Source organism: Methanobrevibacter sp. UBA417 (genome assembly GCF_002508845.1).
In the GTDB taxonomy this organism is placed as follows: domain Archaea; phylum Methanobacteriota; class Methanobacteria; order Methanobacteriales; family Methanobacteriaceae; genus Methanobrevibacter_A; species Methanobrevibacter_A acididurans.
In genome coordinates this window covers 1-13,324 of record NZ_DAZC01000024.1, presented here as the reverse complement: position 1 = coordinate 13,324, position 13,324 = coordinate 1, and the positions used below count along the sequence as shown (strand labels likewise).

Sequence of the window (13,324 nt, the reverse complement as noted above, 5' to 3'; positions counted from 1 at the left end):
GTGTTTTTTGTTGAAAGGCTTAATATTAATAGAAGATAATTTAGAGGAATATATTAAAACAGGAAAAACTCCAAAAGGAATTAAATTACTTTTAAAAATTTTTAAGAAAAACAATATAGAAACAGATTTAGTTAATTATAAAAACATTAAATTCAATTTAAATCAAGATAATCTTAAATTTACTATTAACAATAAAATATCAGCTAATCCGGATTTTGTTTTAAGTATAATTGTTCCAGAACCAGAAAATCATGATTATTATAATATTAAAAAATGTTTTGAATACTTAAATGTTAAAGTTATAAACCTTATAGATAATGTGAATCTAGCTAGAAATAAATTTTTAACATTAGTAAAAATCAAGAATCATTTGTATAATATTAAGGTTCCAAAAACTATGGAAATTAAAAATTTAGAAGATTCTAAAAATATTATACAGGAATTAGGTTTACCACTTGTAATAAAATTAAATAATGGGTATGGTGGAGAAGGAATAAGTTTAATCCGTAATGAAATTGATTTAAAACATGAACTAAAAAAGATTAGTTTAAAAGAGGAATCTTATATTGCTCAAGAAGCTATAATGACAAGCACTTGTCGAGATGTTAGGATAGTAATATTAAATAATAAATTCTTTTATAGTTTTGAACGATATAATCCAAATGATTTTAGATCTAATAAACATCAAGGTGGAGGATTCAAGGATTACAATCCATCTAAAGACTTAATAAACTTTGCTATTAAAATTTCTAAAATTTTAGGTTTAGATTACTGTGGAATAGACTTTCTTTTTGGGGAATCAGATACATTTTATTTATGTGAAGTAAATACTTTTCCAGGTTTTTCTTATATACTAAAAAAGTATGATGAAGGAGATAATAGTTTTTTAGATAAAATTTATTATTTACTTAATTATTTTTGATATTGTGAAACATATAATTATTTATATTTGTTTTAATAAAGTGTAATTATTATTTTATTTATTATAAAAATTATATTTATAGAGGTTATTTTGATGAATAGTAAATTAAAAAACGCATTTTATATTTTTATCCGTGGATTATGCATGGGTTCAGCAGATATTGTTCCAGGAGTGAGTGGAGGGACAATAGCTTTAATAACAGGAATTTATGAACATTTAATTGGGGCTATTAGTAATATTAAATTCATATGGTTAAAACCATTACTCCATGGTGATTTTCATTCCTTTAAAACTAAATTATTAGAGGATATTGATTTTGAATTTTTCATACCATTACTTTTAGGGATAGCTATAGCTTTCCTGTCTTTGGCAAAGGTTATTAATTTTTGTTTAGATGTGTATACTGCTTATACTTTTGCTTTCTTTTTAGGGTTAATTATAGCATCAGCTTATATTTTATACACTGAACTTGAAGAACTTAATATTAAAAGTTTAATTATTGTTGCAATATTTACAGTTTTAACTTTCATTTTTGTTGGTTTAAATCCTATTGCAGCTAATCATTCTATACCAATAATTTTTATATCTGCACTTATAGCTATTTGTGCTATGATTTTACCAGGTATTAGTGGATCATTTGTTCTTTTAGTTTTAGGTCAATATCAATACATGCTTACTTGTTTAGCTAATTTAAAAATAGCGGACATTATAACATTCGTTTTAGGTGCTGTTATTGGTCTTCTTGGTTTTACTCGTGTTATTAAATGGTTATTAGAACATTATAAAGCAGCTACTATTAGTGCTCTTATTGGTATTATGTTAGGTACTATTCGTTTACCTTATGTTAAGATGGCATCTAGTATGGCTGGAACTAATATAATTGCTATTGTTGCTTTAGTAATTATTGGATTTTTTGTTATTTATGTTCTTGAAAAGAAGTTTAAAATGGTTTAATTTTATTCCAATTTAAACAATTTTTTTTCAAATTTTTTCTATATTTTTCCCTATTTTTTAAATAAAAGCTTATAATTGTCTCTTTTTGCATTAAATTTTTTAATAATTTTACTGATTTTTTGTCTTTTTTTCAATAAGTTAATATATTAAAAAGTATAATATTAAAATATTAATTTTTTTTAATTAGTGTGAGGAGGTTGTACTTATATGGCATTTATAAAACGAAAATATTTAATAGATTTAGAAACTATTCTCCATTACTTTGGGGAAGTGGGAATATTTATTGGAATTTCATTATTTATCCCAATTATTGTAGCATTAATTTATGGGGAAGAAGCTTATATAACTCCATTTTTATATGTTGGTATTTTTAGTATTGTTCTTTCTTTAATCCTTAAATTTGGATTTAAAAAACGAAATAAAATGTCAATTAAGTTAAGTATGTTCTTTGTAATGTTCATATGGTTGTATATTTCTTTTTTAGGAGCATTACCTTATGTTCTTTCTGGTGAATTAACTTTTGTGAATGCTTTCTTTGAAGCTATGAGTGGTTTTACTACAACTGGTTTTACAATGTTTTCACCGACTCAAATGATACCTCATTGTATTAACTTTTGGAGAGGTTTCACACAATGGATTGGTGGTTTAGGAATAGTTTTTATGGTTTTAAGTATCATGCAAATTGTTGGAAATGATGTTAAACCATTATACAATGCTGAAGGACGAGATGAACGTATATTTCCAAGTATAAAACATACAACTAAATCAATGCTTTTAATTTACACTGGAATAACTGTTGTGGGTATTATATTATTTATTATTGCTGGAATGCCGGTATTTGACAGTATCTTTTACTCTTTCTCTGCAATATCAACTGGGGGATTTGCTTTATCTTCTTCTAGTATTTATCAATATAATAGTTTTCTTATAGAATTAGTTGCTATTGTTTTAATGATTTTAGGTGGGACAAATTTCAACCTTCATTATGTAGTTTTAAAAGGTAAATGGAGAGAATATTTTAAAGATATTGAAACAAAAATCTTTTTAGTAGTTTCAGTAGTGAGTATTCTTGTTATAGGATTACTTTTAACTTATCATAATGTGTATGGATCTAATATTTTCCATAATTTCCGTTTTGCACTTTTCCAAGTAATATCTGCTATTACAACTACTGGTTTACAAACAAGTTTTGCTCCAGAATTACATGGTGGTTACACTAATTTAGGAGTGTTCATTCTTGTTATTATAATGATTATAGGTGCAGGTACTGGATCTACTGGTGGGGGTATTAAACTTGAAAGAGTTGGAATAATGTATCATTCTATTCAAAACCATATTAAAAGTTTACTTGAACCTTCTAATGCAGTAGTAGTTAATAAGTACCATCATATCAAGGATTATAGGATTGATGATAAGATGATGAAGTATACTTTAACTTTCATTTCTCTTTACTTAATCATTTATATTATTAGTGTTTTAATTGTTTTATTGTATTGTAACGATTTATCTGGTGTTTTATTCGAAATTGCATCTGCTATGGGTAATGTGGGTTTAGGTGATGGATTAGTTGGTCCTACTTCACCATTAGTTGTTAAATTAGTTTATACTTTTGACTTTTGGGCTGGACGTTTAGAAATTTGGCCTGTAGTTATTGTATTTTATAATATTGCAAGAAAATTACATAAAACAATTTAAATTATTCTTTAATTTTTTTTAAAGTTTTATTAATGATAAAAATAATATACTAGTAATTGTTTATATATAGGGGTTTGTGTTAAAATTTTTATTAGAAGCCGTAAATTTACAAATAATTTTGAAACTCTTCTTCATTACTTTGGTGATGCTGGTCTAGTAGTAGGATTAGTTATTTTGCTCCCTATTTTTGTAGCATTTATTTACAAAGAATATGAATTTGTTTTTCCTTTCTTTATTGTAGGTGTTTCTACTATTTTTGTTTCATTAATTCTTATTCATTTTTGTAAAAGAAAAAGTGAAATGACTTTAAAATTAAGTATGTATCTTGCTGTTTTTCTTTGGTTATATTTTGCACTTATTGCGGCATTTCCTTATTTTATAAGTGGAGAGTTAAGTTTTCTTAATGCTTATTTTGAAGCTATGAGTGGTTTAACAACTACTGGGTATAGTATGTTTCCAGATACTGGTGCAATACCTTACACTATTAATTTTTGGAGAGGTTTCACACAATGGTTTGGTGGCTTAGGAATAATTTTTATGGTTTTAAGTTTAATGCAAGTTGCTGGAAATGATGTTACTCCTTTATATCAAGCTGAGGGGAGAAATGAACGTATTTTCCCTAGTATTCGACATACTACAAAATTAATGTTAGTTTTTTATTTATGTTTTACAGCAGTTGGTATTATATGTTTTATTATAGCAGGAATGCCCGTTTTTGATAGTGTATTCTATACTTTTACTGCTTTATCTGGTGGTGGATTTGCTACTAGTAATAATAGTATTTTCCAATATGATAGTTTTAGAATTGAAGTAGTAGCTATGGTTCTAATGATTTTAGGTGCTACTAACTTTAATTTACATTTTATGGTATTTAAGGGTCATATTAAAGAGTATTTTAAAGATATTGAAACTAAAGTTTTTTTAACTGTTTTAATAGTTTCTACACTATTTTTAACAATTCTTTTATTAAATAATCATGTTTATGGTGCTAGTATTTTTGAAAATTTCCGTTTTGCACTTTTCCAGGTAGTATCTGCTATTACAACTACTGGTTTGCAAACTAGTTTTCCTGCACAATTACATCAAGGTTACTATGCAATAGGTACATTAGTTTTAACTATTATTATGATTATAGGTGCAGGTACTGGATCTACTGGAGGAGGTATTAAATGGTACAGAATAGGAGTTATGGTAAAAAGTATTAAAATTCAAATTCTTCATTTATTAAAACCTAGTAAAGCTATTGTACATGCGAAATATTATCATTTAAAAAAGCATGTTATAACAGACAAAATAATGAAAAATACATTAATGTTTATATTAATTTATTTAATAGTTTTTGTTCTCAGTACAATGATTGTTTTAATTTATTATAATGATTTTTCAGGTGTGCTCTTTGAGATTGCTTCAGCTATGGGTAATGTAGGTTTAAGTGATGGTTTAATGACTTATCAATCTCCAAGTATTACTAAGATTGTTTATATTATTGATTTTTGGATTGGTCGTTTAGAAATCTGGCCTGTTCTTATTGTGATTTATAGTATTTTAAGAAAATTTAAAAAAGTAGGTAGAACTGTTGAGAAAGAAGAGAAAGTTGAAATTAAGAAATTGGAAAATAAGTAAATATAATTTCTTTTATAAATATTTCTCTATTCCAGTATCTAATTTTTTCCATACATTAAATGTTACTTCTGGTAATCTTGTTACAAGGTTGGTTAGTTGATCTTGTATTTCTTCAGATTTTTCATTTATTGGTGTTGGTTCATTTGCTGTGTTAAAGTATATTGCAATTTTTTCATCTACTTTTATTACACCTTTTTTCTTAAGTTTTATTTTATCTAACATTACACCTATAAGGTTTAGTTGATAAATTAGATTAGCTTTCTCATCATTATCAAATATTGAATATTCAATAGTATAAAGTTCATTTTTCTTATATTCTTCATACTTTAATCTTAGGTAACTGTAAGCATTATTGTTTATTGGATAATAATAATCAAAGTCTTCATCTTTAAAATCAACTTTCTTAAAAATCAAAACTCTATTATCACTAGCTTCAACCTTATCTAACAATTCTGGTTTTAAATCCTTTCTAATGCTACTAATCTTACTTTCAAAATCTTTCATAAAAAAACTTCCCCATATTATAAAATAATACAAAATATATCTATAATAAGATTTATAATAAAACAAACCTTTTATAATTAATCCCTAAAAAAACTAAAACCCTTACTAAAATTATAAATTTATATATTAAAAACTTAAAATAGTATAGTATAATAAATAAAAAGAAAAGTAAATTTTTTAACAATTATTTTTAATCCTTATTTTTTCAAAAGAGTGATTTGATGGTAAAATTAACATTAGTAGACCAAGACGCAAACGAAATAAATCATGCAATATTCAATCAAGAAAATTTTTATAATCCATCAGAATATATAAAAAACGATTACCAAAACATAAATGTAGATTCACAAACAAGAAATTTGATAAATAGTATGGAATACAAAGTAGACATACTTTTACCATGGCATGATGGAGAAGACTTTATAATAACAAAACCAGATACATTAGCAGATTTACTTCAAAAATATGGTGGATTAGACGATCCATTATCTTTAGAAGGAAGATTATTCACAAGAGTATTACCAAAACTAGGAGAACTTGCATATCCTCAAATATTTCGAGAAGTGCTAAAGGCAGGAACATTCTATCATTGCCGTTTATTAGAATTCTTTAAAAAAGAAGTAATAGAATCTTACACTCAAATTATAGTACCATACAATAATATGATATTACTTTTAACAAAAAGAGAAACAGAATTCGATTTAGTGTTTCAACAGGAAGAACATGATTTATTTGAAACAGCACCATCACCAATGGCAATAATCTATCAAGGAAAATTCGTAAGAACCAATACAAAATTCTTAGATTTAATAAATAATTTTCAAGATCAAGAAACACAAATTAATAAATTAAATGTAGAAACATTCTTCACAAGTGATAAATTCGAATTTGAAGGAGAAAAATCCACAGAAGCTTTACAAACTTTTATACAAATTCAGGACAGAGATGTGTACAGTCATGTGTGGACAATTAAAAAATATTTTGCAAACGGAACAGCAAAATGGTTAAATGTACAAGGGATACCTGTAAATTATAAAAACAAACCAGCTGTACAAGTTGTATGTGAAGATATAACAAAAAGAAAACTTGCAGAAGAAGAAGCTTTCCAATTAAAAAAGGACTTAGAAGTTGTAGCAAATGATGGTTTAATTTCAGTAATGCATTGGGATCCAATAAATGGTTTCAGATGGACAGATGAAATTTACTCTATATTGGAAGAGGAACCAGAAAACTTAGAATTAGGAACAGATATATTACTATCACAACTTTATGGTGATATGGAAGAACAATTAAGAGTAAGAAGACTTATTGATCAAGCAATAAAAGATAAATCTAGTTTTACAACTCAACTTTCAATACAAACTAAAGTTGGGATAAAAAATATTAGTTTAAGTGTTCATTGTTATGGACCAGAAAAAACTGGAGTACCTTACTCCACAGGTTTCATACAAGATATATCTGAAGTAGTACAATTACAACAAAGTTATAATAATTTAGAAATAAGTTTAGAAGATAAAAATGTTATTCTTCGAGGATTATATCAAAGATTTAAAAATAATTTACAAATTATTTTAAGCTTCTTAAGTTTAGATATGCGATTCAATCCTAATGATCCTGATAAAGTTGTAGGTTCTACTCGTGATAGAATTAACAGTATGGTGTTAATTAACGAAAGTATGTATCATTCATCAGATTTAGTTCATGTAAACATGGAACATTATGTGGAATCTGAAGTAACAAGTTTACTTTCAAGTCACAGAGCTGGTAATATAAGACCAATTATTGATGTTGAATCCTTAGAATTCACTATGGAAGAAACAGTTCCTGTTGGATTACTTATAAGTGAATTCTTATTAAACAGTATTGAACATGGATGGGAAGAAGGAGAAAAAGGAAGTTTCATGGTATCACTTAAATCAGAAGGGGAACACATGACATTAATCGTTGCAGATGATGGTAAAGGTTTACCTGATGGTTTCTCAATTGAAACTGCAAATAGTTTAGGATTTACTATAATTGATAGTCTTATAGATCAATTAGAAGGTACAGTTAAACAGTTAAATCAAAGAGGAGCAGCTTTCCAAATTGAATTTGATAGATTTGAAAACAGTAAAGTGTAATTAATTTCTAATTTTTTATATTTTATTACTATTTTTTCTTTTTATTTTTTTAAATTCTTTAAACTATTTTTTTTTAATAATTTTTAAATACTATAAATAAGTATATTTTAAAATATATCGATATGAATATTCTTATCGGTTGAACTTTTTTATAATAAATAAAGAATTATAGGGTAATACGATAATGAAAACTAAAAAACCAATACTAATTTTAACGTTAATACTACTAATATTTTTATCATTAACTTCAGTATCAGCTTCAGATAACCTTAATATTAATAATGTAACAATTAATAATACAAATTCTGATATTCTAGCTAATACTGAGTTAAATGAAGAATCAAATAATATATATGTATCATTAAATGGAAGTGATACAAATGGAAATGGGAAACAAGACAATCCTTATCAATCCATAAATTATGCAATTAATAAATCTACAAGTGGAAGCACAATAATCCTTAATAATGGGGAATACAGTGGATTGAATAATACTTATATAAAAATAAATACTACTTTAACAATTACTACAACAAACCCTAATCTTCCAACAATAATAAATGGGGCAGGAACCACTGATAGTATAATTACAATAAATGAAGGGGGAATTTTAACACTGAAAGGTTTAACCCTTACTAATGGGTATAGTGATGAAGGTGGAGCGATAAAAGTTAATTCACGAGGAATTGCAATTATAGATAATTGTAGTTTCATAAATAATAAAGCTAGTCGTGGAGGATTTATGTACAATTTTGGAACTTTAACTTTAACTAATTCACAAATAATAAATAACACTGCAAAAGAATTAGGTGGAGGATTAAAAAATTGGGGTAAAGCCACAATAACTAATACTTTATTTATGAATAATTATGCCGACTCCACTGGGGGAGCAATCTATAATTTTTATTTCCCTATGCAAATAAATAATTGTACATTTAAAGATAACAGTGCAAAATTCGTAGGTGGAACAATACATAATGTAGGAAGTTTAAACCTAAAAAATAGTGTGATAAATGGTAGTCGCTCATCAAATAGTGATGCAGGAGCAATATGTAATGATATTTATGGAGATAATATTGGATCATGTAATATAACAAATACAATAATAACCAATTCTTATGCAGCTAAAAATGGTGGAGCAATCTTTAATAATGAAGTACAAAAATTAACATTAACAAATTGTACAATAACAAATTCTCAAGCAAGATATGGTGGAGCAATCTATAACCTTGCAGATTTAACCCTAAATAATAATACAATGAATGGTTGTACAGCTAGTGACTTAGGAAATTATATTTATAATTTAGGAAATATTAGAACAAGTATTATACGATTTGAAGCTTTACCAAATAGTATTGATATTAATAAAACTATTAAATTAACTGCTAATTTAACTGATGATAATTTTAATCCAATAACTAATGGAGTAATCACATTCACATTAAACAATACGCTAATTGATTATTGTAATGTTACAGAAGGTATTGCAAGTATAAATTACACTCCAAAATCTTATGGGGAATTCATATTAAGTGGAATATATTCAGGAAGCAATACAAGTGATTTTAACTCAATAATCTTTAACTCTACATTAAAAGTTACAAATAATACAGTAGTGAATACTAATTTAAAAGGTGAAGATTTAACAATAATTTATGGAACTCCAAAAAATTATACAATACGATTAACTGATGAATTAGGTAATCCTGTGATTGGTCAACATATTGCTTTAAATTTAAGTAATCCTATTAATGGTTTAAGTAAAATTTATTGGGTTAGTAGTGATACTTTAGGATTTGAAAGTTTGGAAATAAACTTAGCACCAGGTGAATATTTAGTTAATGCTTATTTTGATGGTATAAGTAATTTTAATTCTAGTAAAACTAATAATACAATAATTGTTAAGAGCAATTTGGATAATAAGACTGGTACTATTTTAAGTGCTAATGAATTTAATCATCCTTATAATGCAGGATGTAATTTTACTGGTAGATTAACTGATGAATTGGGTAATCCTGTGATTGGTCAACATATTGCTTTAAATTTAACTAATCCTATTAATGGTTTAAGTAAAATTTATTGGGTAACTACTGATACTAATGGTGAATATCAATTAGAAATAAACTTATATAAAGGTAATTACACTGCAAAGGCTTCTTATTCTGGTAATGATTTATATTTATCTAGTTATTCTAATGCAAATATTATTGTAAATTAATTTTTTTTATTTTTTTATTTTTTTTAAATATTAAGTAATATAATTTATTCTAATTTTATTATTATAAGAAAATTTTTATACAATTATAGACTTAAATTAATAATGTATATTTTTTAAAAATTTATGAGGAAAACATTGTTTTTTCTTAAATTTATAAAATATCAAAATTTTTTATGACTTTAAATATAAGGAGGTTAAAGTATTAAGTCTAAAAAACTATACTCATTAGTTTTAATAGCATTACTTGCATTTGCAATATGCATATCTGTAGATACAGCATTTGCAGCAGATAATACTAACACTACTAATGCGGATAGTACTAGTATTACACTAGATGACGCATCAGTTAATGCAGTTTACTCATCTAATACTACATTAGGTAACTCAAATCTTGAAACAATACAAAATCAAGAAACATTAACTGCAGAAAATGCAAATTCTATATATGTAAGTACAACAGGTAGTGACACTGATGGAACTGGATCATCATCTAATCCATACCAAACTATCAACAAAGCAGTTAGTTCTGCAACAGGTGGAAGTACAATATACTTATATGATGGAACTTATTCTGGTACAGGAAATACTGGTATTACAATTAATAAAGATTTAACAATTACATCCATGGATAAAACTTTAAATACAATAATCGATGGAAGTAACAGCAACCGTTTATTCACCGTTACAGGAAACTCCAATGTTACATTTTCCGGTTTAATCTTCACACATGCAAGAGCAGATTATGGATCAGCAATTTATATAAATGACGAAAACAATTATGTTAATGTTAATATTTACAATTGTACCCTAACAAATAATTATGCTACCATTGCAGGTGGAGCAATAGCAATAAATGGTAAATACACAAGCAAAGATGAAAGCAGTAAATTCATCATTGAAAACAGTACATTAAGCAATAACTATGCAAGTCAAAAGGGTGGAGCAGCTTATGTAGAACGTGGTGGATTAAGTGTAAGACACACTGATTTAATAAATAATAGTGTTAACAGTAATTTGAATGCTAAAAATGGTTTTGGTGGAGCAATTTATAATAAATTCTTAACATGGTCTTATGGATCCAACTTCATTAATAATACAGCATATAATGGGGGAGCAATATACTCTACACAAGGACACCTTTACACTTATTATAATAAAGGTGAAAACACTATATTTATGAACAATGTTGCAACTGGAAGTGGAGGAGCTATCTACAAATATAATGTTAATGGTACCTCACGTATAAACAATACTTTATTCTTCAACAACACTGCACAATATGGTGGAGCTATTGCAACTATTGGATCTTCAAATTTTACTGATGTAATAAACTCTACTTTTGCATATAATACTGCAACCGTATATGGTGGAGCTGTTTATAATAATGCTATTTCACAATTTAGTGCATCTTACTGTGCATTTTATGGAAATAATGCACCTGAAGGTAAAAGTGTTTATAATAATGGTGGAACCTGTAGTGCAGATTACAATTGGTGGGGAAATAATACAAACCCTCAAAAAGATGGAGATATAAACTTTAAACCATCAACTTGGGTAATAATGGATATGACCACCACTGATAATGGTAATACTGTAAGTGTTACAGCAAACCTTAACAAATACACTACAACTGGTTCAGATAAAAAGAATTTAGAATATTACATCCCATTTAATACAGTAACATTTTCTGCAACAACTGGAAGTATAAGTCCAACAAGTGCAACACTTGAAAATGGAACATACACTGCAACATACTACAAATCTAATGAAAACAGTAATGTAAGTGCAACCATAGGTTCACAAACTATCACTGAAACAATTAATGGTACTGGTGTAGTTTTAAATGTAAACAATGTTACAGGTGATGTGTTAACAAGTACTCATGTAACTGGAACATTAACTGATAATCAAGGTAACCCTATAAGTTTAGGAAATGTAACATTATCAATTAATGGAGTAAACATTAGTACAGTAAATGTAACCAATGGAACTTATTCAATTCCAATAACATTAACTGCAAGTGGAGAATACACATTCTATGTAACTTATAATGGATACAAAAATACTTATGGAGTTACAACTACTGCTGGAAAATTAAATATTAAAGGATTACCAACAATAATCAAAATAGATGATGTTCAAGGATCACTTGGAGATACTGTAACCTTAAATGTTTATGTAGTAGATGAATCTGGTTATGATGTTAAAAACGGAACAGTTAAAATCCATATCTACGATCAGGATACTTTAGTAAATGTATCTAACGGAGTAGGAACTGTTCAATACACTATCATAGAACCATTAGGTCAATATCAAATGACTGCAACCTATTTAGGTAATGAAGTTTATGAATCCTCAACTGGATCTGCAAACTTAGTAGTTACTAAAGAAAAAGTTGTAATAGATGTTCCAACAATCAATGGTGAAACTGGAGAAACTATAACAGCAACTATTAATGTAACTAACCGTAATGGTACTCCTTTAAATGGAACAATAACAGTTAAATTCTATGGACAAACAACCACACTTAAAGTAGTTAATGGTCAAGCAAATTATACTGTAACCTTACCTAATGAAGAAGGTAACTTTAACTTAACCGTAACTTATCTTGAAAATGGAATTTATGATAACACTACTAAAACTGTTGTAGTAGGTGTTGGAGTAACAACCACAGTATTAACTGGTGAAAACTTATACATTGTTTATGGTAATCCACAAAACTACACTGTTAAATTAACAGATTTAAATGGTGCAGTAATTGTAGGAAGACATATAGCAATTAAATTAACCCGTGTAAGTGATGGGGCAAGTAAAACTTACTTTAGTACAACTAGTAGCACTGGTACTGCAGAATTAGAAATTAATTTAGCACCCGGATCATACACAGCTGAATGTTCTTATTCTGGTGAGACTGGTAAATTCTTACCAAGTACTTGTAATAATAATATAGTTGTTCAAAAAGAAGCAAGTAATAAAACTTTAACAGTATTAACTGCTGATAAGTTCAATGAAACTTATGGTGCAGGTCAAAACTTCACAGGTAAACTTTTAGATGCAAATAATAGACCATTAATAGGTCAACATGTTGCATTAAAATTAACCCGTTTAAGTGATGGTGCAAGTAAAGTTTACTGGGCTACAACTGATACTGATGGAGCATACCAATTACAAATCAACTTATACGCTGGTGAATACACAGCACACTGTTCATATGATGGAACAAGCAGATATGAAGCTTCTACAGCATATAACACTATAACTGTAACTGCTTAAATTAAGTAAAAATTT

The 13,324-nt window shown here is 27.0% G+C and carries 8 protein-coding genes; 7 read left to right on the top strand and 1 reads right to left on the bottom strand.

Translation table 11 applies throughout. The features are described 5' to 3' along the window. Window positions 1-10 precede the first annotated feature (10 nt). The 4 genes from BP769_RS03800 to BP769_RS03785 all read left to right on the top strand — a co-directional run bounded on the left by BP769_RS03800 (window position 11) and on the right by BP769_RS03785 (window position 5,194). Window positions 11-922 carry an ATP-grasp domain-containing protein gene (locus BP769_RS03800; RefSeq protein WP_413825594.1) on the top strand — a complete coding sequence of 304 codons (912 nt, stop codon included), beginning with the start codon at window positions 11-13 and terminating at the stop codon, window positions 920-922. A gap of 144 nt (window positions 923-1,066) precedes the next feature. Further along, entirely contained in the window at window positions 1,067-1,876 is an 810-nt protein-coding gene (locus tag BP769_RS03795) for a DUF368 domain-containing protein (protein ID WP_413862151.1), read from the top strand. A 207-nt stretch (window positions 1,877-2,083) separates the two neighbouring features. After that, window positions 2,084-3,571, top strand: coding sequence for a TrkH family potassium uptake protein (locus BP769_RS03790; RefSeq protein WP_413825596.1), 1,488 nt, complete (start codon window positions 2,084-2,086; stop codon window positions 3,569-3,571). Window positions 3,572-3,745: 174 nt separating this feature from the next. Continuing rightward, entirely contained in the window at window positions 3,746-5,194 is a 1,449-nt protein-coding gene (locus BP769_RS03785) for a TrkH family potassium uptake protein (protein ID WP_413825598.1), read from the top strand. 12 nt (window positions 5,195-5,206) lie between these two features. On the opposite strand, the gene BP769_RS03780 is transcribed toward BP769_RS03785, so the two are convergent. After that, window positions 5,207-5,698, bottom strand: coding sequence for a hypothetical protein (locus tag BP769_RS03780; RefSeq protein ID WP_413825600.1), 492 nt, complete (start codon window positions 5,696-5,698; stop codon window positions 5,207-5,209). Between the two features lie 221 nt (window positions 5,699-5,919). Here BP769_RS03780 and BP769_RS03775 point away from each other — a divergent pair, with 221 nt between their 5' ends. The 3 genes from BP769_RS03775 (at window position 5,920) to BP769_RS03765 (ending at window position 13,309) form a co-directional block, all read left to right on the top strand. Continuing rightward, the gene (locus BP769_RS03775; RefSeq protein WP_409197521.1) at window positions 5,920-7,818 is read left to right on the top strand and encodes a histidine kinase dimerization/phosphoacceptor domain -containing protein; all 1,899 of its coding nucleotides are present in this window, start codon (window positions 5,920-5,922) and stop codon (window positions 7,816-7,818) included. 184 nt (window positions 7,819-8,002) lie between these two features. Next, the gene (locus BP769_RS03770) at window positions 8,003-10,036 is read left to right on the top strand and encodes a hypothetical protein (RefSeq protein ID WP_413828637.1); all 2,034 of its coding nucleotides are present in this window, start codon (window positions 8,003-8,005) and stop codon (window positions 10,034-10,036) included. A 624-nt stretch (window positions 10,037-10,660) separates the two neighbouring features. After that, window positions 10,661-13,309 (top strand): hypothetical protein, encoded by a 2,649-nt coding sequence (locus tag BP769_RS03765; protein WP_409199046.1) that lies wholly within the window; start codon window positions 10,661-10,663, stop codon window positions 13,307-13,309. Window positions 13,310-13,324 lie beyond the last annotated feature (15 nt).